Below are 25,352 nucleotides of genomic sequence, written 5' to 3' on the forward strand. Positions count from 1 at the left end.
GGGTTTCTTTCAGCACAAAAAGATGCATTCTGGAGGCTCGTTATGAAGACGCTTGCGATCCTGGCCCTCATCGGCTGCAGCGCCCTGGCCGTCGATGCCCTTGCCGCCGGAGACTCGGCCGCCGGCGAAACCAAGGCGACCGCCTGCGCCGCCTGCCATGGCACCGACGGCAAGGGAACGTCGCCCATCTATCCCAACCTCGCCGGCCAGTCCGCCACCTACCTGGAGAGCGCCCTCAAGGCCTACCGGGCCGGGGAGCGCGGCGGCGGCATGTCCGCCATCATGAGCCCCCAGGCTCAGGCGCTTTCCGACGAGGACATCGCCGACATCGCCGCCTACTACGCCAGCCTGACGCCCTGACCTCCCGGCCGCTTCGCCGCCCCGGCTCGCCGGTCGGCGAAGCGACCGGCGGCCGTCACGCCCCAGCCCCTCCGTCTCGGGATCCCTCTCATGCCGCTTCCCTGGCCCCGATGCTCGTTCATGCTCCGCCGGCTGCTGCTGTGCCTGATCGGCGTCTGCCTGACCTTCCCGGCCCTGGCGATGACGGCGAGCGAGGTGCACAGCGGCTTTCCCGGTGCCGACCGCCTGGCCCCGGCCGCGACCGAGTCCCCGGTCAACGAGGTCTATGCCGGCGACGAGCTGCTCGGCTACGCCTTCGAGACCGTCGACATCGCGCCCATCCCGGCCTATTCCGGCAAACCGGTCAACCTCCTGGTCGGCATCGATCCCGACGGCCGGCTGACCATGGCCAGGGTCCTCGACCACGCCGAGCCGATCATGCTGGTGGGGATTCCCGACCGAAAGCTCCAGGACTTCGCCGGTGCCCACGTGCCCCATCATGTCACCGACGCCCTCAAGATCGGTGACAACCTCGACGCGATTTCCGGGGCAACGGTCACGGTCATCGTCGTCAATGACACCATCATGCGCGCCGCCCGCCGCGTCGCCGCCGACCTGGGCCTCATCGAGGATCCCTCGGCACAGCCCGCGGCGACCGTCCGGCCCGACGTCTTCCGCGAGGCCGACTGGCAGGCGCTGACCGGGGACGGCACCATCCGCCGCCTGCGGCTGACCCACGGCGAGGTCGACGCCGCCTTCGTCGGCACCCCTGCCGAGGACTACCTGCACACGCCCGAGGCCCCGGACAAGACCTTCATCGACCTCTACTACAGCTACCTGAACGCGCCCACCGCCGGACGCAACCTGCTGGGGGAGCGGGGCTACGATCGGCTGATGGCCGAGCTCGAGGCCGGCGAGCATGCCATCGCCCTGATGGCCAGTGGCGACTACTCCTTCAAGGGCTCGGGCTATGTGCGAGGGGGCATCTTCGACCGCATCGAGGTGAGCCAGGACGGCCGGACCATCACCTTCCACGACCGGGACCACCAGCGGCTCGGCCGGCTCGCCCTCGACGGCATGCCGCGCATGACCGAGAAGGACATCTTCGTCATCCGCGAGGAGGCCGGGTTCGACCCTGGCCGCCCCTGGCAGCTCAACCTGCTGGTCCGTCGCGCCTCGGGACCGCTGGATACGGAGTTCACGCGGTTCAGCGCCGATTACCGGGTGCCCGATGCCTATGTGGAGCGCCCCGAGCCGGTGGTCGAGCGTCCCGTCTGGGTACGGGTGTGGCACGACAAGGCCTTCCAGATCGGCGTGCTCGGCGCCGGCCTGCTGGTGCTCACCGGGATCATGCTGTTCCAGGACGTGCTGGTGCGCTATCCGCGAGTCCTGGCCCCGCTCCGCCTCGGCTTCCTCGTCTACACCCTGGTCTTCATCGGCTGGTATGGCCTGGCCCAGCTCTCGGTGGTCAACGTCCTGACCTTCACCAACGCCTTGATCACCGACTTCAGCTGGTCGTCGTTTTTGATCGACCCGATGATGTTCATCCTCTGGTGCTTCGTGGCCGTCAGCCTGCTGCTGTGGGGACGCGGGGTCTACTGCGGCTGGCTGTGTCCCTTCGGCGCCCTGCAGGACCTCGTCAACAAGGCCGCCCGCCGGCTGGGGGTGAAGCAGATCCAGATCCCCTTCGGCCTCCACGAGCGGCTCTGGGCCATCAAGTACATCATCCTGCTGGGACTGTTCGCCCTCTCGCTGCACTCCCTCGGCACCGCCGAACGCTACGCCGAGGTGGAACCCTTCAAGACCGCCATCACCCTGCGCTTCCAGCGCGACTGGCCCTTCGTGCTCTATGCCCTGGGCCTGGTGGCGGTCTCGGCGTTCAACCACAAGTTCTACTGCCGCTATGTCTGTCCCCTGGGAGCGGGCCTGGCGGTGCCCGCCCGCCTTCGCCTCTTCGACTGGCTCAAGCGCCATCGCGGCAGCTGTGGCACGCCCTGCCAGATCTGCGCCAACGAGTGCGAGGTGGCGGCCATCCACCCCGACGGTCGCATCAACGCCAACGAGTGCCACTACTGTCTCGATTGCCAGGTCACCTATCACGACGACCGGCGCTGTCCGCCGATGATCAAGCGCCGCAAGCGCTACGAGAAGGCGGCACGCCTGGCGGGTGCCCGTCCAGGCGCCGAGACCCACGACTCCGGCCAGGCCGGATCCTCGAAGCTGCAGCCAATCCCGATTCACCAGGAGGACTGAACCATGAGCGAGAAGAAGAAGGACATCGAGAACCTCGGCCGCCGGCACTTCCTGCGCAACAGCGCGGTAACCGGCGTGGCCGGCGCCGGCCTGGCCGGCGGCTTCGGTGCCGGCGCCTTGATCAACAGCCGCCAGGCGCGTGCCGCCGGCGAGGACGGCATCGAGGTCGCCCCGGGCGAGCTGGACGAGTACTACGGCTTCTGGAGCGGCGGACACCAGGGCGAGGTCCGGGTGCTGGGGGTGCCGTCCATGCGCGAGCTGATGCGCATCCCGGTGTTCAACGTCGACAGCGCCAGCGGCTGGGGCATCACCAACGAATCCAAGCGGGTACTGGGCGAGTCGAGCCGCTTCCTCAATGGCGATGCCCACCACCCGCACGTCTCCATGACCGACGGCCGCTACGACGGCAAGTACCTGTTCATCAACGACAAGGCCAACACCCGGGTGGCACGGATCCGTCTCGACATCATGAAGACGGACAAGATCATCACCATCCCCAACGTCCAGGCGATCCACGGCCTGCGCCTGCAGAAGGTACCGCACACCAAGTACGTCTTCGCCAACGCCGAGCTGCCGATCCCCCAGCTCAACGACGGTCGTGACCTGGAGAGCCCCGACAACTACTACACCATGTTCAACGGCATCGACGCCGAAGACATGAAGGTCGCCTGGCAGGTGATCGTCGACGGCAACCTGGACAACACCGACGCCGACTACACCGGCCGTTTCGTGGCCTCCACCTGCTACAACTCCGAGAAGGGCATGACGCTGGCCGACACCATGCGCGCGGAACGCGACTGGGTGGTGGTGTTCGACGTCGAGGCCATCGAGGCCGCGGTGGCCGCCGGCGAGTACCAGACCCTGGGCGATTCCGAGGTGCCGGTGCTCGATGGTCGCAAGGGATCCCGGCTGACCCGTTACATTCCCGTGCCCAAGAACCCGCACGGCCTGAACACCTCGCCGGACGGCCAGTACTTCATCGCCAACGGCAAGCTCTCGCCGACGGTGTCGATCATCGCCATCGACAAGCTGCCGGCGCTGTTCGATGACGCCATCGCCCCCCGCGACGCCGTGGTCGGCGAGCCGGAGCTGGGCCTGGGGCCCTTGCATACCACCTATGACGGCCGCGGTAACGCCTACACCACGCTGTTCATCGACAGCCAGGTGGCCAAGTGGAACATCGCCGATGCCATCCGCGCCTACAACGGCGAGGAGGTCAACTACATTCGCCAGAAGCTCGACGTCCACTACCAGCCCGGTCACAACCACGCCAGCCTCACCGAGTCCCGCGACGCCGACGGCAAGTGGCTGGTGGTGCTCTCCAAGTTCTCCAAGGACCGCTTCCTGCCGGTGGGCCCCCTGCATCCGGAGAACGACCAGTTGATCGATATCTCCGGCGAGGAAATGAAGCTGGTCCACGACGGGCCCACCTACGCCGAGCCCCACGATTGCATCCTGCTGCGGGCCGATCAGCTCAGCCCGAGCCGCGTCTGGACCCGCGACGATCCCTTCTTCGCCGAGACCCGGGCCATGGCCGAAGCCGACGGCATCACCCTGGAGCGGGACAACAAGGTCATCCGCGACGGCAACAAGGTGCGGGTCTACATGACCTCCATCGCGCCCCAGTACGGCCTGACCCAGTTCAAGGTCCGGCAAGGCGACGAGGTCACCGTGGTCATCACCAACCTCGACCAGGTCGAGGACCTGACGCATGGCTTCTGCCTGGTCAATCACGGGGTGTCCATGGAGATCAGCCCCCAGCAGACCGCCAGCGTCACCTTCGTGGCCGATCGGCCCGGCGTGCACTGGTACTACTGCAACTGGTTCTGCCATGCCATGCACATGGAGATGACGGGACGCATGCTGGTCGAGAAGGCCTGATCCCCACCGGGGCCGAGTCCGCTCGGCCCCCCATGACCGGAGCCGCGATGAAGCGAGGCATTCACCTGATCGCCATGGCCCTGCTGAGCACCGCCGCCGGCCTGCTCCCGGGGTCGATGGTCCAGGCGGCCACCTGGACGGCGACCCCCGGGGCATCGCTGCAGCCGCTGATCGAGCAGGCCGAGGCCGGCGACACCCTGCTGCTGCCCGAGGGCCGCTATCCGGGGCCGCTGATCATCGACAAGTCCCTGGCCCTGCAGGGTCAGGGCAGGGCAGTGATCGACGGCGGCGATGCCGGCGATGCGGTGACCCTGGCCGCCCCGGACATCGTGCTCTCGGGACTCACCATCGAGGACTGGGGCCGCGACCTGACCGCCATGGATACCGGCATCCTGGTCCGCGAGACGGCGACCGGAAGCCTGATCCGCGACAACCGCCTGACGGGGGCCGGCTTCGGCATCCGACTCGACGCGGTGCACGACGTCGCGGTGATCGGCAACCGGATCCGCGGCGATGCCACGCTGCGGTCCCAGGATCGCGGCAACGGCATCCACCTGTTCAACGTCGCGGACGCCCGGGTGGAAGGCAACGACATCCGCGGGGTCCGCGACGGCATCTACATCGACACCAGCCGGAACAGCCTGCTGCGCGGCAACCGCCTGCAGGAGCTGCGCTACGGCGTCCACTACATGTACGCCCACGACAATCACCTGGAAGACAACCTGACCCGCCACACCCGCACCGGCTACGCGCTGATGCAATCCAAGCGGCTGACCGTCATCGGCAATCGCTCGGAGGACGACCGCCACTACGGCATCCTGATGAACAACATCACCGACAGCCTGCTGCGCGGCAACCGGGTCACCGGCATCCGCCAGCCGCGCGGCGACGACGGACGGCTGGTGGTCCAGGGCGGCGAGGGCAAGGCGCTGTTCGTCTACAACGCCCAATTCAACCGCTTCGAGGGCAACCGCTTCGCCGACAGCGACATCGGCATCCATCTCACCGCGGGATCGGAGGACAACGCCATGGTGGGTAACGCCTTCATCGCCAACCGCCAGCAGGTCATGTACGTGGCCACCCGCGCCCAGGAGTGGTCGGAGAATGGCCGAGGCAACTACTGGAGCGACTATCTGGGCTGGGACCTGGCCGGCGACGGCATCGGCGATACGCCCTATGAGCCCAACGATGCCATGGACCGCCTGCTGTGGCGCTATCCGGTCGCCCGGGTGCTGATGCACAGCCCCGCGGTGCTGGCCCTGCGCTGGGTACAGCGCCGGTTCCCGGTGTTCCGCCCCCAGGGGGTCAAGGACAGCGCGCCGCTGATGGCTCCCCCCGTCTTCGCGGAGGCCGACGCATGAGACCGATCATCGAACTGCATGACGTGAGCCTGCGCCAGGGCGGCCTGACCCGACTCGCGGGCCTCGATCTCGCCGTGGAAGAGGGAGAGGTGCTGGCCCTGCTCGGCCACAACGGGGCCGGCAAGACCACCACCATGAAGCTGATCCTCGGACTGCTCACCCCGAGCGCGGGCCGCCTCGAGGTACTCGGCGGCCGTCCCGATGGCCGCCACGCGGCGGTGCTTCGCCGGCATCTGGGCTATCTGCCCGAGAACGTCAGCTTCTACGAGCAGCTTACCGGACGGGAGGTACTGCACTTCTTCGCCCGGCTCAAGCGGGCCGCGGCCGGGCAGGCGGAGGAGTTGCTCGAGCGGGTGGGCCTCGCGACGGCCGCCGGGCGCCGGGTGAAGACCTACTCCAAGGGCATGCGCCAGCGCCTCGGCCTGGCCCAGGCCCTGCTCGGCGCCCCCCGCCTGCTGCTGCTCGACGAGCCCACCACCGGGCTCGACCCCGCCGCCACCCGGGACTTCTATGACACGGTCCGCGAGCTCGGCGAACGAGGCTGCACCGTGCTGCTGTCGTCCCACGTCCTGCCGGGGGTAGAGCCCTACATCGACCGCGCCCTGATCCTCGGCGACGGCCATCGCCTGGCCCTGGGCAGCCTGGACGGGCTGCGCACGGAGGCGGCCCTGCCGCTGACCATTCGCGCCCGGGGGCGGCTGGCGGACCGGGACTGGCGGACGACCTGGGAGGATGCGCGGATCGTCGCCCGCCCCCTGAATGGCCACGAGGTCTCCCTCTCGGTGCCCGCCGAGTGCAAGCTCGCGGTGCTCAGGCGACTGACCGCCATCCCCGGGGTCGAGGACATCGAGCTGCAGCCGCCGAGCCTGGAGACCCTCTACGCCCACTTCTCGCGCCTCGGCACGCGGGAGAGACGAGGAGATGCCCCATGAACGCCATCCTGACGCTGGCCGGCAAGGAGTTCCGCGACGGCCTGCGCAATCGCTGGGTGCTGGCCATCGCCCTGATCCTGGCCGCCCTGGCCGTGGGCATCGCCTGGTTCGGCGCCGCCGCCAGCGGCGGGCTCGGCTTCGCGTCGCTCGCCACCACCCTGGTCAGCCTGTCGACCCTGGCGGTGTTCCTGATTCCGCTGATCGCCCTGCTGCTGGCCTACGACGCCGTGGTCGGCGAACAGGAGGCGGGCACCCTGCTGTTGCTGCTGACCTATCCGTTGAGCCGCCCCCAGTTGCTGCTGGGCAAGTTCCTGGGTCACGGCCTGATCCTCGCCGCGGCCACGGTGCTCGGCTTCAGCGTCGCCGGGGCGGTGATCGCGCTGGGAGCCGAGGGGGTGGCCCTCGCGGAACTGGTCGCCGGGATGGGCCTGCTGATCGTCAGCAGCGTGCTGCTGGGCTGGGTGTTCATCGCCTTCGCCTACCTGATCAGCGCCGGGGCCACCGAGAAGGCCCGGGCGGCGGGCCTGGCCCTGGGCGTCTGGTTCCTGTTCGTGCTGGTCTTCGACCTGGGGCTGCTGGCGCTGCTGGTGAGCGTCGAGCAAGGCGGCGACTGGCTGCCCTGGCTGCTGCTGCTCAATCCCACCGAGTGCTTCCGGCTGATCAACCTGGCCGGCTTCGAGGCCGCTCGCGACTACACCGGCTTGGCCGGCATCGCCCGGGGCGACCTCTTCCGGCCGGCCCTGCTGGTCCCGATCCTGCTGGCCTGGATCCTGGTGCCGCTGGGCCTGGCCGTCCTGCGCTTCCACCGCCGCGAAGCCTGATCCCGAGGACATCGACATGATCCGCCCGTTCTCCATGCTGTTGCTCTTGCTCGCCCTCGCCGGCTGCGGGGGAGATCCCTCCCCTCCGGCGCTGGCCGCGCCCGAGCCCATCGCCTCCGGTGACAGCTGCCATGTCTGCGGGATGCTGATCACCGAGCACCCCGGCCCCAAGGGCGAGGCCTTTCTGGATGGCGCGGAGAGGCCACGCAAGTTCTGCTCGACCCTGGAACTGTTCGTCTTCCTCGCGCAACCGGAGAACGCCAGCCGGCTCAGCCATGCCTACGTCCACGACATCGGCAAGACGACCTGGGGCCGGCCAGCCGACGAGGCCTTCATTCGCGCCGAGGAGGCCTGGTACGTCGTCGGCCACGACCGGCGGGGCTCCATGGGCCACACCCTGGCGTCCTTCGCCGGCCGCGAGGATGCCGACGCCTTCCGCGACGCGCACGGCGGCGAGGTGATCGCCTACGCGGACATCGACCTGGCGTTGCTCGGCCGACTGGGGCGCGGCGAGCCGTCCCGGGGGCCAGGCCCCGAGGATCACGGCGGGATGACGCCTCAGGGCGACCATGGCGCCCACGGCGACATGACCGACTCGCCCTGACGATCCCGGTGTCCGTCGCGAATATGCTAGCCTGCCGGGGTCCTTGGCCCCGGGAGTGCCCATGTCCTCACGTCGTCGCCCCTCGTTCGGCCTGCCGGCCTGGCTGCTGGGCCTGGCCCTCGCCGGGCCGAGCCTGGCCGGCCAGTTCAACACCGACGCCGTCCGGTCGCATGGCGACTGGCATTCGCTGCGCCTGACCCTGGGCGAGGAGCGTCACGTCCGGGCGCTGGAACAGCACAGCTACCGCGACAGCGTGTTCAGCGTCAACGCCACCCCCGGGGCCTGCGCGCGGCCCTGGCTGGAGATGCGGGTGGAGCTCGGCGAGGTCCAGGCCGAGAGCGCCACGGTCAACCGGGTGCCGGCGGACCTGCTGGTCGACGAGGGCTGGGTGCATACCGGGGAGGCCGCCTTCATCACCGAGCGCGGCAACAGCGGCTTCTACGTGCGCTTCGCCTTCCCCGACACCGGCGCCCTGCTGGACGAGATGCGCGGCGGTGAGGTGCTGCGGCTGCGCATCCACCGCGGTGAGAACGACCCCTGGTTCATGGTCTTCAGCCTGACGGGGGCCGGGGCCGCCCTCGATCGCCTGGATCGGCTCTGCCGAGCCGGCTGACGGCACTCAGCCGGCGACCAGCCAGCGCTCCGCGAAGGCCTCCGCGGGCAGGGCCCGGTCGAAGAGGAAGCCCTGGCCATGCCGGCAGCCCTGCGCCAGCAGGGCCTCGGCCTGGGCCCGGGACTCCACGCCTTCGGCCAGGGTGGCCAGGCCGAGGCTCTCGGCGATGGCGATGATGGTGGTGACGATGGCGCGGTCGTTGTCGTCGCTGAGCATGTCCCGCACGAAGGACATGTCGATCTTCACGGTGTCCACGGCGAGGCGCTTGAGGTAGGCGAGCGACGAGTAGCCGGTCCCGAAATCGTCGATGGCCAGGGCGAACCCGGCCTCGCGCAGCGAACGGGTCACCGCCACGGCCTGCTCGGGATCGGCCATGAAGCCGCTCTCGGTCAGCTCCAGCCCGATCACCGACGGCGAGAGGCCGGCCGCCTCGACGATCCCGGCAAGCCGTTGGGAGAGCCGGGGGTCCTCGAGCTGCTGGGCCCCCACGTTGATGTGCAGCCGCCCCGGCATCTCGAGGCCGGCACCACGCCAGGCGACCCGCTGGGCGCAGGCCTCGCGCAGCACCCATTCTCCCAGGCGAGGCAGCATCCCGCGTTCCTCGGCGATGGGGATGAACTCCGCCGGGCTGATCCAGCCCAGCTCGGGATCCTGCCAGCGACACAGCACCTCGGCCCCGATCAGGGTCCCGCTCGCCATGTCCACGCAGGGCTGATAGTGCAGCGCCAGGGCTCCCTCCGCCAGGGCCGAGGCCAGCCGACCGGCCAGGCTCAGGCGCCGGGCCATGGCCTCGCCCATGGCGGCATCATAGACACGGTGGACGACCCCGGCCTGCTTGGCCCGATACATGGCGATGTCGGTATGCTTGAGCAGCTCCCGCGGGCCGTCGGCATGATCGGGATAGAAGGCCACGCCGATGCTCACCTCGAGCGAGAACCGCCGCTCCCCGACCACGATCGGCTCCTCCAGGGAACGCGCCAGCCGGGCCACCATCGCCTCGGCCGTGCAGGCGTCCGTGTCCTCGAGCATCACCACGAACTCGTCGCCGCCGAGGCGGGCCAGGCTCGCCCCCTCGCCGAGGCCCCCCTGGAAGCGGCCGGCCACCTGCCGGAGCACCCGATCGCCGACGTCGTGCCCCTGGCTGTCATTGATTTCCTTGAAGCGATTGAGGTCGAGGAACAGCAGGGCCAGCCGATACCCGCCGTGCCCGGCCCGGGCGACGGCCTCCTGGAGGCGCTCCATGAAGCAGGCCCGGTTGGGCAGGCCGGTGCCGCTGTCGTAGTAGGCCAGGTGACGCATGTGGGCCTCGCTGCGATGGCGCTCCAGCTCGGCGGCGGCGCCGGCGGCGAAGATACGCAGCAGGTGGCTGACCATGGCGGTGTCGAGCATCGGCCGGCGATAGAGCAGGAAGAGCGAGCCGATCGGCCGCCCCGCGGCGTCATCCAGGCGTCGCCCCGCATAGGCACGGGCGCCGAGGGTCTCGACCAGCTCGACGCCGGGGAAACGTTCGGGGAGGCCGTCGTCGACGATCAACTCCCGGCGTTCGAAGGCGACGTGGCAGGGCTTGCCGGCCAGGGAGTAACGCTGGGGCGCCGCGGGCTCGCCGTCGACGATCCCCGCCAGGGTGGTGGCCATGGGAGGTTCGCCGCCCTCCAGGCGCGAGATGAAGCCGGCATCGGCGCCCAGGGCGTCGACCATGTGCCGCACCAGCTGCGCGAAGAAGGCCGCGTCGCTGCGGGCGGTCAAGGCCTCGGCGATGTCCAGCACCGCCTTCTGGGTACGTTCCCGTTCGGTCTGCACCTTGAGAGTGCGCAGGCCGAAGGCGAGGTTCTCGGCCAGCTCCTCGAGCAGGGCCAGCTCCTCGTCCGCCACCCCGCCGACCGTGCCCTGAAGAAGCATCAGGGCACCGAAGGTCCGGTCCCCATCCCGCAACGGCAGGGCGATCACCCCGCGATAGCCCCGCCGGCGCGCCGCTTCCCGCCAGCGGGCATAGGCCGGATCGGGGACGAGATCCTCGAGGACCACCGGCCGCCCCGTGCGGATGCAGCGGCCGGCGGGCGCCTGTCCCTGGGGCGAATCGGCATCCCAGCTGAACCAGACCTCGTTCAGGTAGCCCTCCTCGAGGCCGGCGAAGGCCTGGGGCATCACCCGGCGCGCCTCGTCATGGAGGGCATAGCCCACCCAGGCCATCCGGTACCCCCCCTGCTGGCCGGTGGCCAGCCGGCAGATCTCCTTGAGCAGCCTCGGCTCGTTCGTGGCGCGGATCACCGCCCGATTGACCAGGCGAAGCAGCGTCAGGGCGCGGTGGGTACGGCTCAGGGCCCGCTCGGCCTGCTGGCCGGCCAGCTCGGCGCCGGCCCGGGAGGCGGCGATGCGCAGGGCCTCCAGGGCCAGGCCGGTCTCGTGGACAGGGCGCTCGTAGAGGGCGACGACCAGCCCCAGGAGGCGGTCGTCGGGGGCGAACATGGGCACCCCCAGATAGGCCTCGGCTCCCATGTCGGCGAGGAGTCGATCCTCGGGAAAGCGTTCGCGGACCCCCTCGGGAAACCGGCAGGGCTCCAGGTCGATGACACGCTCGCAGGGGGTGCCCGCCAGGTCGTAGTCGAAGGCCTCGAGCCTGCCGCCCCGCGACCAGGCCCCCAGGGAGCGCACCCGGCGACCGTCGGGCAGGGTCCGGGCGACCAGCACGTGATCGGCGTCGAGCAGCTCGGCCAGGCGTTCGGCCAGCTGGGGGAAGAAGTCCCGCCGGTCCTCCGGCGACAGGCTATCCGCCAACCCCTGGAAGGCCTCCTGCGCATCGGTCGACATCGTCATGCGTCACGTCCCTGTGAGTCTCCCGGGCCCCCAGGCCGGCCCGACAGGCCGGTATCACCTCATCTCACCGGGGAGCGGAAGGCAAAAGTTGATGGTCCCGGATCGCTCGGGGCCAAGCCAAGGGCAGTAACCCTGGCCAGGCTCCGAGTATAGCGCCGTGCCATGCCATGAAGCGTCATCCGAAGGCAGTATAGTAAGAATTAACTTATATAAAGCCTGGCCGTCACGCACCGCCCTTGTCAAACCCGCCACCGGCGCTCGCCGAACGCGGGCCCTCGGCGACGGGTCCGGTGGTCCAAGGCACCGAAGGCCGGGCCAGGTGGCCTCGAACGGCTCGTGCATGGCCAGTTCGATGGCGGTCCAGTGATGACCGGCGAGCATTCAAGTCTCGCCCCGACGCGCCGATACCTTCAGGACGACCGGGGCCGCCCGCGGCCATCACGACCCGAGGAGTCAGCCCATGCCCCGCCATGCCATGTCCGGCGACGAGGCGGCACGCCTTCACGCCCTCCACGATCTGGAAGCGCTCGATCTCCCGCCGTCGCCGGCGCTGGACCGGGTGACCATCCTGGCCGGGGAATGCCTCGCGGTCCCCGTCGCGCTGATCTCGCTGGTCGACCGGGAGCGGCTGTGGTGCCTGTCCCGTCGGGGGTGGTCCCGGCAGGCCCTGCCCCGCGCCCACTCTCCCTGTGACCGGGTGGTGACCGACGGCGCCCCCCTGGTGATCCAGGACGCCCACGAGGACCGCCGTTTCCGATCCCATCCCTTGATGGCGGGGCCGAAGGGCCTGCGCTTCTACGCCGGCCACCCCCTGGCCCCGGACGGTGGGCATGTCGTGGGCACCCTCTGTGTGCTGGACCATCGCCCCCGCGCGTTCGGCGCGGAGGAGCGTCGCCGTCTGGCCCTGCTGGCGAGCCAGGTGGAGGACCTGCTGCAGGACCAACGACGCGCCCGCCACCAGGAGCGCACCACCCGCCGCCTGGAGACCCTGCTGCAGGAGTCGGCCACCGGCATCGTGCGCATCGACACCCGAGGCACCATCCTGGATGCCAACCCCCATGTGCTGTCGCTGCTCGGCTACGAGCGGCAGGCGCTGCTGGGGTGCAACGTCAGCATGCTGATGCCGGCGACGGTGGCGCGGGAACACGATGGCTACCTGGCACGCTTCCTGGCCGGGGGGGCGCCGCGCATCATCGGTCAGGGCCGTGAGGTCGAGGCTCGCCACCGGGACGGACGCCCCGTGCCGATCCACCTGGCCGTGAGCGCCATCCGGGACGAGAGCGGCGAGATCACCGAGTTTCTCGGCATCCTCACCGATCTCAGCGAGATCCACGCCGCCCGGGAGGCGGTCCACAAGGAGCGACAATTTCTGAGGGCCCTGATCGACGGCAGCCATGACCCCATCTTCGCGCGCAGCGCCTCCGGCCGTTTCCTGGGCGCCAACGAGGCCTGCCTGAGCCTGCTGGAGATGACGCGCCCGGACCTGCCTCTGGACCGCTACCCCGACCGTCTGCCCGCCGACCTGATCGAGCGCCTCGAATCCGCCGAGCGCACGGTGATGCGCGACGGCATCCCCCAGCGGCTGGACCTGCCCCCCGTCCGAGGGCGGCACTACGAGCTGACCCTGTCGCCGCTGCGCGATGACCAGGCGCAGATCCGTGGCGTGGTCGGCGTCGGGCGGGACACCACCCTGGCTCGGCGCCAGGCGGCCCTGCTTCGCGTCCTGCACCGGGGCATCACCGACTACCCGGCGCTGATGTCCGGCCGGCGCCTCTGGGACTTCCTGCTGAAGGCGCTGTGCGAGCTGACCGACAGCGACCACGCCCTGCTCGGCGAGGCAATCGACGATGGCGACCAACCGGCCCTGAAGATCCACGCCATCACCGACCTGTCCTGGAGCGCCGCCTCGCGCCAGCTGATGGAGCGGCTGCGCAGCGGCGACATGACCCTCTCCAACCCGGACAGCCTGCTGGGCCGGGTGTTCGCCCATGGCGAGGTGACGATCCGGGACGACCTGACGGCGCAAGCGGGAGAGGGCAGCTTCCCGCCAGGGCATCCGCCACTGGACAACTTCCTCGGCGTTCCCATCCGCGACGGGGACCGGATCCTCGGCATGCTGGCCATCGCCAATGGTCGCCGTCCCTATGACCACGCGCTGGTCGACTGGCTCGAGCCCTTCACCGCGACCTGCGCCCTGCTGATCAACCTCCATCGTCAGATCGCCGAGCGGGAGGGCGTGATGGCGGCGCTGGCCGAGGCCCGGGATCAGGCCGAGCGGGCCAGCCGGGCCAAGAGCGACTTCCTGTCCTCCATGAGCCATGAGCTGCGAACGCCGCTCAATGCCATCCTGGGGTTCGCCCAACTGCTGGCCAACAGCCAGCGCCAGCCCTTGAACGAGCGCCAGCGTCGGCAGGTCGCCCAGATCGAGAAGAGCGGCCGCCACCTGCTCGGGCTGATCAACGATGTCCTCGACCTGGCCAGAAGCGAGGCCGGCCGGCTCTCCCTGACCCCGGAAGCCGTGGAGCTGGCGGGAGCGGTGGACGAGGCCCTGGACGCCCTGGAGGGCACCGCCCGGCTCGCCGGCATCCGTCTGCACCGGACACCGGCCCCGGCGAACGCCCTCGTGAAGGCCGATGCCACCCGGCTGCGCCAGATCCTCTACAACCTGATCGCCAACGCCATCAAGTACAACCACGAGGGCGGCGAGGTCCACGTCGAGTTGTGCCGGGTCTCGCCGGGCTGGCGGGTCGCCGTCCGCGACACCGGGCCGGGCATTCCCGAGGCTCGCCAGGCCGCGCTGTTCCAGCCCTTCCAGCGACTGGGGGCCGAACACGGCCCCATCGAGGGCACGGGCATCGGCCTGGCGATCACCCGGGAGCTGGTCGAGGCGATGGGCGGGGACGTCGGGGTGACCAGCCGCCCGGGGGCGGGCAGCACCTTCTGGTTCGAGCTCCCGGCCGCGGCGCCCGGTGCCGAGTCACGGAAACCACAGGACGGCAAGGAAGCGACGCATGCCTGATACGCCGCTGCGCGAGAAGCGACTGCTGGTGGTCGACGACAACCCCGTGAACGTGGAGCTGCTGCTCGACCTGCTCGAGGACCAGGGGTTCGAGAACGCGGCCGGCCTGGAGGACCCCCGCGAGGTCCTGGACCATTGCCGCGCCCGGCGGCCGGACCTCATCCTGCTGGACCTGCGCATGCCCCACCTGGACGGCTATGCGGTCATCGCCCAGCTGAAGGACGCCTTCGGCGACCAGGCGCCGGCGGTGATCGTGCTCACCGCCCAGGCCGACGACGCCACCCGGCGCCGGGTGCTGGCCCAGGGGGTGCACGACATCATCACCAAGCCGTTCGACTACGGGGAGGTCCTGCAGCGCATCCGCAATGCCCTGCACCTGGAGCACCGCTTCGCCACCCGCAGCGAGCAGGCCGACCGCCTGCAACGGGAGGTGGAGGCGCGCACCCGTGAGCTGGAACGGCTGTCGCGCACCGACCCCATCACCGGGCTGCCCAACCGGCGGGAACTGACCCGCCACCTGCGTGAATGGCAGCATGCCGGCCTGGCGTCGGGCGCCCTCTTCATCGCCATCGACGACCTCCGGGACGTGGTGCAGCTGCACGGGCACACCACCGCCGAGCGCCTGCTCAAGGCGCTCGCCGAAGTCATGCGTCCCGCCCTGCCGGAGCGGGCCTTGCTGGGAATCTGGGGAGGCGGCGGCCTGCTGGTGATCGTGCGGGCGCCGGCTAGCGAAGCGGCCCTCGAGGCCCTGGCCAGGAAGCTGCTCGCACGCCTCGAGCGGGAGCACGGGGTGGAGGACCTGCGGCTGACCGTGCGGGCCCGGGTGGGGATCGGCCAGGCCCGGTCGGTCAGTCCGGAGCGCCTGGCCCACATGGCCGCCCTGGCCCTGCCGCCGATGGACTCCGGGCAACGCCTCAGGCACCACTGCTCGGAGCTGGAGAGGCTCCAGCGGGAGCGCCTGCAGCTCCAGCATGCCCTGCGCGGCGCCGCCGGCCGGAACGAGCTGTCGCTGGTCTACCAGCCCAAGTTGACCCTGGGGAGCCGGGAGACGGTGGGTGCCGAGGCCCTGTTGCGCTGGCACCACCCACGACTGGGCACGATCTCGCCGGGGCGCTTCATCCCCCTGGCCGAGGCAACAGGCGACATCCTCGACTTCGGCGACTGGGTCCTGGAGACCGCCCTCACCCAGCTCGGCGAGTGGCGCGCCCGGGGCGCTGTCACGAGCGATTTCTCCCTGGCGGTGAACGTCGCCCCCCGTCAGCTGTGCCGGCCGGACTTCGCCGAGGCCCTGCTGGGTCGCCTCGACCGCCTGGGCCTGCCCCATCACTGCCTGTCGATCGAGGTCACCGAGTCGGGGCTGATGGCGGATGTCGACCAGGCCCGCCGGCAGCTGCGCGCCCTGGCGGATGCCGGGATCGGCATCGGCGTCGACGACTTCGGCACCGGCTACTCGTCGCTGGCCTACCTCAAGACGCTGCCGCTGAGCCTGATCAAGATCGACCGGGCCTTCGTCATGGACCTGGTGGACGACCCCGAGGCCCGGCACCTGGCCACCACCATCACCCGGCTGGCCCACGGCCTGGGGTTCGAGGTGATCGCCGAAGGCATCGAGGAAGAGGCCCAGGCCCGGCTGCTCGAGGCCATGGGCTGCCCGCTGGGTCAGGGCTACCTCTTCGCCCGCCCCCTGCCGGCGGCGGACTTCCTGGCCTGGTACGGGCGCCAGGCCGTGCCCGGCCACGCCCCCTGAGTTCCCCCGGGTGGATCAGCGGGAGGGCCGGCGCAGCACCAGCTCCACCCGCCGGTTGGCGGCCCGCCCCTCGGCGGTGGCGTTGTCGGCCAGGGGGCGAGTGTCCGCATAGCCGATGGCCCTCAGCCGCTCCCTGGCCACCCCCGCCGCCGCCAGGTGACGCACCACGGCGCTGGCCCGGCCGGTGGAGAGCTCCCAGTTGGACGGGAACCGCGAGGTGGCGATGGGCAGGCTGTCGGTATGGCCCTCCACCGAGATGCGTCCCTCCAGGTCCGCCAGGGTCTCGGCCAGGCGGTCCAGCACCCGCCGGCCGCCCTCGGTCAGGCCGGCCCGGCCGCTGGCGAAGAGCAGCCGATCCTCGATGCGCAGGGTGATCTCCCCCGGCGTCGCCTCGACGCTGACGCCGTCGATCGAGAGCCCCTGGAAACGCGGCTGAAGACCATCGTGGCGGGGCCGAAGGCCCTCGGCCACCGCCTGGGCGGCACGCCTCGCGTCGGTCGACACCTCGCGGTCCGCCTCCCCGGCCGGCAGCCCGTAGCTGGCCATGGACAACAGCAGCACGAAGAGGGTGATGAGCAGGGTGAGCACGTCCAGGTAGCTCATCAGCCAGCTCTCGCCCTCCTCGCCGCCCTGCCCCAGGGGCACGAGGGCCTGGCGGGTGTCCCGGTCAAGCACCCTGACCGGCCTCCCCCGACTCGCGCTCCGACGGGCGGACGGGGTCGCGGATCTCGTCATGGTAGTTGGCGACGAAGGAGTTGAGGGTCTCCTCGATGAAGGACGGCAGGCGGCGCTTGGTGATCAGCGAGATGCCCTCGAGCACCATGTTCATGGCGATCAGGCGCTCCTCGGTGCGCCGTTCGAGCTTCACCGCGATGGGCTTGAACACCAGGTTGGCCAGCAGGATGCCGTAGAAGGTGGTGAGCAGCGCCACCGCCATGCGCGGGCCGATGACGTTCAGGTCCCCGGCCTCCATCACCTCGAGCATGTTCACCAGCCCCACCAGGGTGCCGATCATGCCGAAGGCCGGCGCATAGGTGGCCATGGTGCGGAAGATCTGGGCCTCGGCGTGCTCCCGGGCCTTGAGCCGGGCGATCCGCCAGCGCAGCAGGTCGAAGATCTCCTCCTCCTTGGTGTTGGCGATGACCAGCTGGATCCCGGTGCGCAGGAAGGGGTTACGGGTCTTGTCGAGTGCCGCCTCCACGGCCCGCACGTCGCCCTTGAACCACAACCGCGACATGTCCACCAGTTCCTTGATGTCGTCGCGGGTATAGGTGTTCTCGCGGCGAAAGACGAGGCCCACCAGCCGGACCACCCGGACCACCTCCTTGAGCGGGTAGCTGATGAAGGTGGCGGCCAGGGTACCGGCCAGCACGATGGCCAGGCCGGGCAGGTTGACGAAGCTCTGCGGCGATTCGGCGGTGAACAGCAGCACGCTCGCCAGCAGCACGATGCTCGCCAGTATCCCGATCAGCGTCGACGGGTTCATGAGGGACTCCCTGTCTAGGAAAAGACGGTCAATGACTATTCATCGGCCCGATCGCCGATGGCTTTACCCATGGGTGGGCAGCCGGGTGTGTCCAGGGCTATCGCATTTAGCGTTTTCGCTCGGGGCTGATCCGTCGACAGGTCTTCTTCGACCTGCCCCCTGCGCCCCTCGCCAGCTCCAACAGCGATTGCCCTGCGGGTAAGTCGGGTGCGCTCGCAAGCTCGCTTACCCGACCTACGCTCCCGTCTCAGCCGTCGCGGAGCTTGCCGCGCAACCGCCCCACCGCCTGGCTGTGGAGCTGGCAGACCCGGGACTCGGTGACGCCGAGCACGGCCCCGATCTCCTTGAGGTTGAGCTCCTCCTGGTAGTAGAGCGCCATCAGCAGCTTCTCGCGCTCCGGCAGGGCCTCGATGGCCTCCACCAGGCGGGCCCGCTGCTGCTGGTCGACCAGCCGGGCGAACGGCGTCTCCGGGGTGCCGTCCTCCACCAGTCGCCCCTCGCCCCCTTCGGCCATCAGTTCCTCGAAGGGCAGCAGCTGGCCGCTGTTGGTGTCGTTGAGCAGGCGGCGGTAGGCCTCGATGTCCATGTCCAGCGCGGCGGCGATCTCACCCTCCTCTGCCGGCCGCCCCAGTTCCTGCTCGAGCCGGCGCGCCGCCTCGTCGGCGGCCCGGGCGTTGCGCCGGACGCTGCGCGGCAGCCAGTCGCGGCTGCGCAGCTCGTCGAGCATCGCGCCGCGGATGCGCTGGCTGGCGAAGGTCGCGAAGCTCGCCCCCTGGGCGGCATCGAAGCGGCCCAGGGCCTCGAGCAGCCCCACGGTGCCGGCCTGGATGAGGTCATCGAGCTCGATGCTGGCCGGCAATCGCACCTGAAGGCTGAGCGCCTGACGGCGCACCAGGGGCATATAGTCGTCCAGCAGGTCGTCCTGTCTGATCTTGCCTTGTGCTGTGTACATGCGTCTTGCCTCGCGGCTCGTCGAACCTCACCGATAGTTCACGATCACCTGCAGTCCCTGGACGGTGATCGGTGCCTGCCCCGGGGCCAGCGAGAAGCGAAATCGAAGCGGCGCCTCGGCCGCCAGGCCGGCCAGGGCCTCGCTGCGCCCTCGCCGACCCGGCAGGAGCATGCAGCCTCCGGGGTGGCAGAGGCGCGCCCGCAGGGCCGCCCCGGCCGGGCGCCGGTAGCGCCAGCGCACCTCGGCGATGCGTCCGGCCGTGCCGTCGCCGGGGACCAGGGCGGCGCTCGCCGCCTCCCGATCGGCCATCGCCACGCGCACCGGAGGCGCCGTGGCCACCCAGCTGCCGGCGGCCTGGGCCGCCCCGGCGGCCAGCACCAGGCCGCACAGCACCAGCCCACGGATCAGGCGCCTCATGCCATCACCAGCAGGTCGACGCCCAGGTAGTGGCGGGCGGCCTGGCGCAGGTTCTCCAGCAGCCCCTGCCGTGGCAGGTCCGGTGGATGCACCGCCAGCAGGCGCCGCGGCCCGCCGCCGGCCACCAGCCTCGAGAGGACGGCCATGGCCCGGCGGAAGGCCTCGGCATCGGCATCGACCCACAGGGCCCAGCGCTTCTGCTGCTCGGCCAGCACGCCCAGGTGGGGGCTGGTCACGGCGAGCGGTACCACCTTCCAGCCCCGGGGGTCGCCCACCCAGCGTCGCCCCTGGTCGGCCCAGTGCTCGAGCAGGACGGACACCCGCTCGACCTGGCGCGTCGAGGTCCCCGGCAGACCGACCACCACCAGGGTGGTCGTCGTCGGAGGTGGCGCCACCGCCGGCGCGGGGTCGGCCGGGGCCTCCCGGGACGCTGCCGGGTCACGCCCTTCCTGCTGCGCCCAGGCCCGCAGCCCCGCCGCCTGATCCCCGGCGATCACCGCAGCCCCTCCAGGCCGGCCGCCCCGACATGGCGGATGGCATCGCGCGCCGTGCCGAGATAGCACAGGGCCTCCAGCAACGCGGCCTCGCGCCGTCGCCGACGCCCTCCCGCCAGGGCCAGCAGCTCGCGGCGCAGCTCGTCCGCCTCGGCGTCGTCGGCCTGATCCAGGTGCGTGGCCGCGGCGGCCAGGCCGCCGGCCAGCAGCTGGCGAACCTCACGATCGGTCTCCGCCGGCAGCATCTCGTCCAGTCGCTCCCAGGCCCGGCGCACCTGGCGGGGCAGGGCCTCGCCGTGCAGCCCTCCCACCAGCAGCGGCAGGGCGTCCTCCGCCGCCCGCAGCGGCGTCAGCCAGTAGCGCCATCCCAGGGTGCGGCCGCTCTCCGGGTCGTCCAGCCGGGCGAACCAGGCCACCATCGGCGTGGCGGCCGGACCGCCCCGCCGGCCGGCGGGACCGGCCTCCACGGGCAAGCGGGCGAACCGCGCCCGGGCGGCCTGGCCACGGAACCGGCAGTCGCGCTCGCCGACCGGCTCGGCGAGCGCCGCCAGCCCCGACAGCGGCCGCCGCTCGCCGGCGTGCTGGACCCGTTGCCCGGGCCGCGCCTGGCCGACCCAGGCAGACCGGCACTCGTCCAGCCACAGCCAGGTCTCGGCGTCGGGCAGGCCAGGCAGCAGGTGGACGCCCACGCCCCGATGCGCCCGGGCTTCGGCCAGCCGCGCCGGCCAGCCGGCGGGCTGGCGATGCTGCAGGTCGGGCAGCACCAGCCAGCCACCCCTGGCGTCCACCCCCAGGTCGGGCATCGCCCAGTCGGCGCCCGGCAGGTTGCGGCGGGCCGCCCAGAGCATGCCCACCCGGGCCAGCGGCTCGGGCGGCGCCTCCAGCAGTCCGCCCAGGCGCGCCTCCTGCAGGGTCGCCGGCAGGGCCGAGAGGTCCCAGGCCGCCTCCAGGGTCGCGAAACCGGTCAGGCGCCGACGCAGCGCGGACAGCACCAGGCCCAGGCGACGCCCCTGGCCGAGCAGCTCGCCCGCCCAGGGCGACACGGCCAAGGGCGCGGTCGCCGACGCGCCCTCGGCCTCGACGGGCAGGCGGGCCGCCAGGGCCGCCTCGGCCAGCGCCGTGGCGTCGGCCGCCTCCAGGTCCTCCGGCACCCGCTGGCCGGTGGACACGAACAGCAGCCGCAGGCCGTGGCGGATCAGGGTGTCCAGGGCCGGGCCCAGCTGGCCGGCCTCGTCCTGCTTCGTGAGCAGGCAGTCATCCAGGGCGACGCCGGCGGCCCGGGCGGCCTGGCGATAGCGCGTGGCCACCTCCTCCAGGGTGCCGGGCTGGCTGGCCGCGTTGAGCACCAGCAGCATGCGCACCCGCTCGGCGCCGCCCTGCAGCTGGGCGGCCTGGGCGATGATGCGCCGGTCACGCTGGCTCATGCCCACGGTGTCGATGATCACGAAGCGCCGACCGGCCAGCTCGGCGAGCAGGTCGTCGATGGACTGCTCCGGCGCCAGGGCATGCAGCGGAATGCCCAGCAGCTCGGCATAGATACGCAGCTGCTCGTGGGCCCCGACCCGGAACCCGTCGGTGGTCACCAGGGCGACGTTCTCGGCGCCGTGGCGCCGCACGAAACGCGCCGCCAGCTTGGCGGTGGTGGTGGTCTTGCCGACCCCGGTGGGCCCGACCAGCGCGAGGATGCCGGGGGTGTCGAAGAAGGTCTCGGCGGCGGTGTCCGCGTCCAGGCGGGCGGCCAGGCGGCGAGCCAGCCAGGCGCGTCCGGCCTCGCCCTCTCCCTCGGGGCCGGCCAACGCCTGCGGCAGCCCCTGCAGAAGCTCGGCGGCGACGGTGCGACCGAAACCGGCCTCACGCAGGGTCCGTGCCAGCGTCCCCTGCCCCGACTCGACCGGCGACGGGCCGGGCGACGGCTCCCCGGCCAGCAGCGAACGCATGTCCTGCATCTCGCGCAGCAGCCGCTCGCTCATGGCCTGGAAGTCGGCCGCGGGGCCGGCGGCCTCGGCATGGGGCGGCGCCGCCGCCGGGGACGGCGGTTCGGCCTCGGGGGGCGGCGCGGGGGCGGGAGCCGCCTGCTCGGACATGGCCTCCACGGCCTCGTCGGCCATGGCCAGGATCTCCACCCCCGCCTCGGTATGGCGGTTGGCCAGGATGAGGGCATCCTCGACCATGGCGGCGCGGACCTGGCGCATCGCCTCGCGGCTGGTCGCGCCCACGAATCGCATGACGCTCATCTCGCTCACTGTCCTCCGATCGGGGTGGTGACCCTCAGGGTGCGGTCATCGGGAATCTCGGCCTGGGACATCACCACCAGGTGACGCAGGCGGCGGCGCAGGAAGCGCGCCAGCACCGGGCGAAGCGGGTGCTGGACCACCAGCACCGGCGGCTCGCCGCTGGCCTCGTGACGCTGGAGGGCCTGCTCGGCCTGCTGCATCAGGGTCTCGGCGAGCCCCGGCTCCAGGGCACCGCTGCCGTTCATGGCCTGGGTCAGCACCTGCTCGAGGTTGGCGTCCAGGCCCATGACGTTGAGGGTCTCGTGGCCGGCGAACCACTGCTGGGTGATGGCACGACCCAGCGCCAGGCGTACCACGGCGGTCAACTCGCCCGGATCCTGCTGCTGGGGCGCATGCTCGGCCAGGGCGTCGAGGATGGTGCGCATGTCGCGGATCGAGACGTCTTCCTCCAGCAGGTTCTGCAGGATGCGCTGCAGCACGGTGAGCGAGATGGCCTTGGGCACCACCTCCTCGACCAGCGGCTTCTGGTCCTCGCCCAGCTTGTCGAGCAGCTTCTGCACCTCCTGGCGGCCGAGCATCTCGGCCGCGTGGCGGTGCAGCAGGTGGTTGAGGTGCGTGGCCACCACGGTGCTGGCGTCCACCACCGTGTAGCCGTAGACCTGGGCGTGCTCGCGCTGCTCGGTGTCGATCCACACCGCCGGCAGGCCGAAGGCCGGATCCTCGGTGGGGGTGCCCTGGAGCTCCCCGGAGACCTGGCCGGGATCGATGGCCAGCCAGCGCCCGGGGAAGGCCTCGGCACGACCCACCTCGGCACCCTTGAGGGTGATCAGGTAGGCGTTCGGCGAGAGTTCCAGGTTGTCGCGGATATGCACCACCGGCGGCAGGAAGCCGACCTCCTGGGCGAACTTCTTGCGCACGCTCTTGATGCGGCCGAGCAGCTCGCCCTTCTGCTGGGCGTCGACCATGGGGATCAGGCGGTGCCCGACCTCCAGGCCCAGGGTGTCGACCAGCTGGACGTCCTCCCAGCTGGCTTCCGGCGCCTCCGGGGCCGGGGGCGGCGCGGCCTGGGTCTGCTCGGCGACCTGCTCGCGCTCCTTCTGGCGCATCATCCACCAGGCCAGGCCGCCGAGCAGGGCGGTGAACAGCAGGAACACCAGGTTGGGCATGCCCGGCACCAGGCCGAGCAGCCCCATGACGCCGGCGGCCAGCAGCATCACCTGGGGATTGACGAACAGCTGGCCGATCATCTGCTGGCCGACGTCCTGGTCGGTGGTGACCCGGGACACGGTCACGCCGGCGGCGGTGGAGATCACCAGCGCCGGAATCTGCGCCACCAGGCCGTCGCCGATGGTCAGCAGCACATAGGTGCGGGCGGCATCACCGAAGGCCATGTCGTGCTGCAGCAGCCCGATCAGCAGCCCGCCGATGATGTTGACCACCATGATCACCAGGCCGGCCATGGCGTCACCGCGCACGAACTTGCTGGCGCCGTCCATGGAGCCGTAGAAGTCGGCCTCCTGGGACACGTCGGCGCGGCGCTGGCGCGCCTCGTCCTCGCCGATCAGGCCGGCGTTGAGGTCGGCGTCGATGGCCATCTGCTTGCCGGGCATGGCGTCGAGCATGAAGCGGGCCCCTACCTCGGCGATGCGCCCGGCGCCCTTGGTGATGACCATGAAGTTGATGATCACCAGGATCAGGAAGACCACCAGGCCCACGGCGAAGTTGCCGCCGACCAGGAACTGGCCGAAGGCCTCGATGACCTTGCCGGCGGCGTCGCCGCCCTGGTGGCCCTCCATGAGCACCACCCGGGTGGACGCCACGTTGAGCGACAGGCGCAGCAGGGTGGTGAACAGCAATACGGCCGGGAAGGCGGCGAAGTCCAGGGGCTTCTGGGTGAACATGCTGACCAGCAGCACCATCACCGCCAGGGCGATGTTGAAAGTGAACAGCAGGTCCAGCGCGAAGGGCGGCAGCGGCAGGATCATCATCGACAGGATCATGATGATCAGCAGCGGACCGGCCAGCACCTTCATGGGCACGTCGGCCATCCAGTTGCGTCGCGGCAGGTAGTGGCTCAGGGCCTTCATCAGCGTGCCTCGTTGCTATCGGTGCCGGGCGCCGGGGCCGCCACGGCCTCGGGAATCGGCAGGTTCTCCGGGGTCGGCGGCGCCGCGCCGCCTTCCTCGGCGACCCGTTTCAGGCCGAAGGCCCAGGCCAGCACCTCGGCCACCGCCGTGTAGAGATCGGCGGGGATCTCGGCCTCCAGGTCCACGTGGTGGTAGAGCGAACGGGCCAGGGGCGGGGCCTCCAGCCGCGGCACCCCGGCCTCCTCGGCGACCTCGCGGATCCGGGGGGCCACGGCGTCGACGCCCTTGGCCACGACCTTGGGGGCCGCCATGCCGGCCTGCTCGTACTTCAGCGCCACGGCGAAATGCGTCGGGTTGGTGATGACCACGTCGGCCTCCGGCACCTGGCTCATCATCCGTCCCCGGGCCATGGCCTGCTGCTGCTGGCGGATGCGGCCCTTGACCTGGGGATCCCCCTCCGACTCCTTGTGCTCGCGCTTCACCTCGTCCTTGGACATGCGCAGCTTCTTGGCATGGCTCCACAGCTGGTAGGGCACGTCGATGAGGATGACCACCAGCAGGGTCATGACCATCAGGCCGCAGGCCTCGGCGGCCATCCACATGGCCTCGGCCAGAGCCTGCCGGATGGGCATGCTCATCAGCGCCATGAAGTCGCCGCGATGCAGGTAGAGGTAGGCCACCCCCACGCCGCCCACCAGCAGCGCCTTGGCGATGGCCTTGGCCAGCTCCACCAGGGCCTGGGTGCCGAAGAGGCGCTTGAGTCCCTTCAGCGGGTTGAGCTTGCCCAGCTGGGGCTTGAGCGACTTGGCCGAGATCACCCAGCCGCCCAGCAGCGCCGGGGCCACCAGGGCGATCAGCGTCAGCAGCAGGAACAGCGGCAGCAGGCTGATCAGCGTCCTGCGGCCGATGGCCAGGGCCTCGACCAGCATCGGCGCGGTCTCCATCGCCTGGCGGCGCTCGAACAGGAAGGCCTGCTCCATCACGCCGCCGAGCTGGTCGTAGAGGGTGCCGCCCATGGCACCGAGGCCGATCACGCCGCCGAGCAGCAGCATGAAGGTGGCGAGCTCGCGGGAGCGGGCCACCTGACCTTCCTCGCGCGCCTTCTCCAGGCGTCGGGGCGTCGCCTCTTCGGTCTTCTCGTCGTCGCTGGTCTCGTCGGCCATGGCCAATCACCGGGCACTCGTGCGCACCCTGGCCATTATCCGGGGAGGGAGGAAGGGGCGGTCATGCGAAAAGGGCCGGTTTTCGTGGGCTTATCCACGCGTGCCGGCCTTCTCGCATGACGCTGTCGGGGAGGG

19 protein-coding genes are annotated in these 25,352 nt (G+C 70.8%); 10 read left to right on the top strand and 9 right to left on the bottom strand.

Going from position 1 to position 25,352, the window contains the following annotated elements:
* Positions 1-42 precede the first annotated feature (42 nt).
* From BEI_RS17905 to BEI_RS17940, 8 genes are all read left to right on the top strand, one after another.
* Positions 43-360: a c-type cytochrome gene (locus BEI_RS17905; RefSeq protein WP_097790775.1), complete on the top strand. Its 318-nt coding sequence runs from the start codon at positions 43-45 to the stop codon at positions 358-360.
* 120 nt (positions 361-480) lie between these two features.
* On the top strand, positions 481-2,592 hold the full coding sequence (gene nosR, locus BEI_RS17910) for a transcriptional regulator NosR (protein ID WP_097791146.1): 2,112 nt from the start codon (positions 481-483) through the stop codon (positions 2,590-2,592).
* Between the two features lie 3 nt (positions 2,593-2,595).
* Positions 2,596-4,473 (top strand): TAT-dependent nitrous-oxide reductase, encoded by a 1,878-nt coding sequence (gene nosZ / locus BEI_RS17915; protein ID WP_097790776.1) that lies wholly within the window; start codon positions 2,596-2,598, stop codon positions 4,471-4,473.
* 47 nt (positions 4,474-4,520) lie between these two features.
* On the top strand, positions 4,521-5,834 hold the full coding sequence (locus tag BEI_RS17920; protein ID WP_227644514.1) for a nitrous oxide reductase family maturation protein NosD: 1,314 nt from the start codon (positions 4,521-4,523) through the stop codon (positions 5,832-5,834).
* The gene (locus BEI_RS17925) at positions 5,831-6,766 is read left to right on the top strand and encodes an ABC transporter ATP-binding protein (RefSeq protein WP_097790777.1); all 936 of its coding nucleotides are present in this window, start codon (positions 5,831-5,833) and stop codon (positions 6,764-6,766) included. Before BEI_RS17920 ends, BEI_RS17925 begins: the two co-directional genes overlap by 4 nt.
* A complete protein-coding gene (locus BEI_RS17930) occupies positions 6,763-7,587 on the top strand; it encodes an ABC transporter permease (protein WP_097790778.1) in 825 nt (274 codons plus the stop codon). The genes BEI_RS17925 and BEI_RS17930 overlap by 4 nt, the downstream gene beginning before the upstream one ends.
* 16 nt (positions 7,588-7,603) lie before the next feature.
* Complete coding sequence (locus BEI_RS17935; RefSeq protein WP_097790779.1) at positions 7,604-8,191, top strand: nitrous oxide reductase accessory protein NosL; 588 nt, start codon at positions 7,604-7,606, stop codon at positions 8,189-8,191.
* Between the two features lie 61 nt (positions 8,192-8,252).
* Entirely contained in the window at positions 8,253-8,804 is a 552-nt protein-coding gene (locus tag BEI_RS17940) for an invasion associated locus B family protein (RefSeq protein ID WP_227644515.1), read from the top strand.
* Positions 8,805-8,810: 6 nt separating this feature from the next.
* Here the strand turns inward: BEI_RS17940 and BEI_RS17945 are convergent, their stop codons facing one another.
* Entirely contained in the window at positions 8,811-11,618 is a 2,808-nt protein-coding gene (locus BEI_RS17945) for a bifunctional diguanylate cyclase/phosphodiesterase (RefSeq protein WP_097790780.1), read from the bottom strand.
* 460 nt (positions 11,619-12,078) lie between these two features.
* Between BEI_RS17945 and BEI_RS17950 the strand changes: the two genes are divergently transcribed.
* Positions 12,079-14,637: a sensor histidine kinase gene (locus tag BEI_RS17950; RefSeq protein WP_097790781.1), complete on the top strand. Its 2,559-nt coding sequence runs from the start codon at positions 12,079-12,081 to the stop codon at positions 14,635-14,637.
* Positions 14,630-16,384 carry a putative bifunctional diguanylate cyclase/phosphodiesterase gene (locus BEI_RS17955; RefSeq protein ID WP_097790782.1) on the top strand — a complete coding sequence of 585 codons (1,755 nt, stop codon included), beginning with the start codon at positions 14,630-14,632 and terminating at the stop codon, positions 16,382-16,384. The genes BEI_RS17950 and BEI_RS17955 overlap by 8 nt, the downstream gene beginning before the upstream one ends.
* A gap of 15 nt (positions 16,385-16,399) precedes the next feature.
* On the opposite strand, the gene BEI_RS17960 is transcribed toward BEI_RS17955, so the two are convergent.
* The 8 genes from BEI_RS17960 to flhB all read right to left on the bottom strand — a co-directional run bounded on the left by BEI_RS17960 (position 16,400) and on the right by flhB (position 25,217).
* The gene (locus BEI_RS17960; RefSeq protein WP_097790783.1) at positions 16,400-17,059 is read right to left on the bottom strand and encodes an OmpA/MotB family protein; all 660 of its coding nucleotides are present in this window, start codon (positions 17,057-17,059) and stop codon (positions 16,400-16,402) included.
* Entirely contained in the window at positions 17,052-17,870 is an 819-nt protein-coding gene (locus tag BEI_RS17965; RefSeq protein WP_097790784.1) for a motility protein A, read from the bottom strand. The genes BEI_RS17960 and BEI_RS17965 overlap by 8 nt, the downstream gene beginning before the upstream one ends.
* A 247-nt stretch (positions 17,871-18,117) precedes the next feature.
* The gene (locus BEI_RS17970; RefSeq protein WP_097790785.1) at positions 18,118-18,822 is read right to left on the bottom strand and encodes an RNA polymerase sigma factor FliA; all 705 of its coding nucleotides are present in this window, start codon (positions 18,820-18,822) and stop codon (positions 18,118-18,120) included.
* Between the two features lie 27 nt (positions 18,823-18,849).
* Positions 18,850-19,239, bottom strand: a complete 390-nt coding sequence (locus BEI_RS17975) for a flagellar protein FlhE (RefSeq protein WP_097790786.1) — start codon at positions 19,237-19,239, stop codon at positions 18,850-18,852.
* Positions 19,236-19,736, bottom strand: coding sequence for a hypothetical protein (locus tag BEI_RS17980; protein ID WP_097790787.1), 501 nt, complete (start codon positions 19,734-19,736; stop codon positions 19,236-19,238). Before BEI_RS17980 ends, BEI_RS17975 begins: the two co-directional genes overlap by 4 nt.
* Positions 19,733-21,967, bottom strand: coding sequence for a flagellar biosynthesis GTPase FlhF (flhF, locus tag BEI_RS17985; RefSeq protein ID WP_097790788.1), 2,235 nt, complete (start codon positions 21,965-21,967; stop codon positions 19,733-19,735). Before flhF ends, BEI_RS17980 begins: the two co-directional genes overlap by 4 nt.
* A gap of 5 nt (positions 21,968-21,972) precedes the next feature.
* Complete coding sequence (gene flhA, locus BEI_RS17990; RefSeq protein ID WP_097790789.1) at positions 21,973-24,054, bottom strand: flagellar biosynthesis protein FlhA; 2,082 nt, start codon at positions 24,052-24,054, stop codon at positions 21,973-21,975.
* Positions 24,054-25,217 carry a flagellar biosynthesis protein FlhB gene (gene flhB, locus BEI_RS17995; protein ID WP_097790790.1) on the bottom strand — a complete coding sequence of 388 codons (1,164 nt, stop codon included), beginning with the start codon at positions 25,215-25,217 and terminating at the stop codon, positions 24,054-24,056. Before flhB ends, flhA begins: the two co-directional genes overlap by 1 nt.
* Positions 25,218-25,352 lie beyond the last annotated feature (135 nt).

It is taken from the genome of Halomonas beimenensis, from assembly GCF_002549795.1.
GTDB classification, from domain to species: Bacteria; Pseudomonadota; Gammaproteobacteria; order Pseudomonadales; family Halomonadaceae; genus Halomonas; species Halomonas beimenensis.

What these genes read in the sequence shown, in the direction of transcription:
- BEI_RS17920 (WP_227644514.1), top strand. Translation starts at nt 4,521, where the DNA reads ATGAAGCGAGGCATTCACCTGATCGCCATGGCCCTGCTGAGCACCGCC.
- flhA (WP_097790789.1), bottom strand. Translation starts at nt 24,054, where the DNA reads ATGAAGGCCCTGAGCCACTACCTGCCGCGACGCAACTGGATGGCCGAC.
- BEI_RS17975 (WP_097790786.1), bottom strand. Translation starts at nt 19,239, where the DNA reads ATGAGGCGCCTGATCCGTGGGCTGGTGCTGTGCGGCCTGGTGCTGGCC.
- flhB (WP_097790790.1), bottom strand. Translation starts at nt 25,217, where the DNA reads ATGGCCGACGAGACCAGCGACGACGAGAAGACCGAAGAGGCGACGCCC.
- BEI_RS17930 (WP_097790778.1), top strand. Translation starts at nt 6,763, where the DNA reads ATGAACGCCATCCTGACGCTGGCCGGCAAGGAGTTCCGCGACGGCCTG.
- BEI_RS17945 (WP_097790780.1), bottom strand. Translation starts at nt 11,618, where the DNA reads ATGACGATGTCGACCGATGCGCAGGAGGCCTTCCAGGGGTTGGCGGAT.
- nosZ (WP_097790776.1), top strand. Translation starts at nt 2,596, where the DNA reads ATGAGCGAGAAGAAGAAGGACATCGAGAACCTCGGCCGCCGGCACTTC.
- nosR (WP_097791146.1), top strand. Translation starts at nt 481, where the DNA reads ATGCTCCGCCGGCTGCTGCTGTGCCTGATCGGCGTCTGCCTGACCTTC.
- BEI_RS17905 (WP_097790775.1), top strand. Translation starts at nt 43, where the DNA reads ATGAAGACGCTTGCGATCCTGGCCCTCATCGGCTGCAGCGCCCTGGCC.
- BEI_RS17935 (WP_097790779.1), top strand. Translation starts at nt 7,604, where the DNA reads ATGATCCGCCCGTTCTCCATGCTGTTGCTCTTGCTCGCCCTCGCCGGC.
- BEI_RS17925 (WP_097790777.1), top strand. Translation starts at nt 5,831, where the DNA reads ATGAGACCGATCATCGAACTGCATGACGTGAGCCTGCGCCAGGGCGGC.
- BEI_RS17940 (WP_227644515.1), top strand. Translation starts at nt 8,253, where the DNA reads ATGTCCTCACGTCGTCGCCCCTCGTTCGGCCTGCCGGCCTGGCTGCTG.
- BEI_RS17950 (WP_097790781.1), top strand. Translation starts at nt 12,079, where the DNA reads ATGCCCCGCCATGCCATGTCCGGCGACGAGGCGGCACGCCTTCACGCC.
- flhF (WP_097790788.1), bottom strand. Translation starts at nt 21,967, where the DNA reads ATGAGCGTCATGCGATTCGTGGGCGCGACCAGCCGCGAGGCGATGCGC.
- BEI_RS17965 (WP_097790784.1), bottom strand. Translation starts at nt 17,870, where the DNA reads ATGAACCCGTCGACGCTGATCGGGATACTGGCGAGCATCGTGCTGCTG.
- BEI_RS17955 (WP_097790782.1), top strand. Translation starts at nt 14,630, where the DNA reads ATGCCTGATACGCCGCTGCGCGAGAAGCGACTGCTGGTGGTCGACGAC.
- BEI_RS17970 (WP_097790785.1), bottom strand. Translation starts at nt 18,822, where the DNA reads ATGTACACAGCACAAGGCAAGATCAGACAGGACGACCTGCTGGACGAC.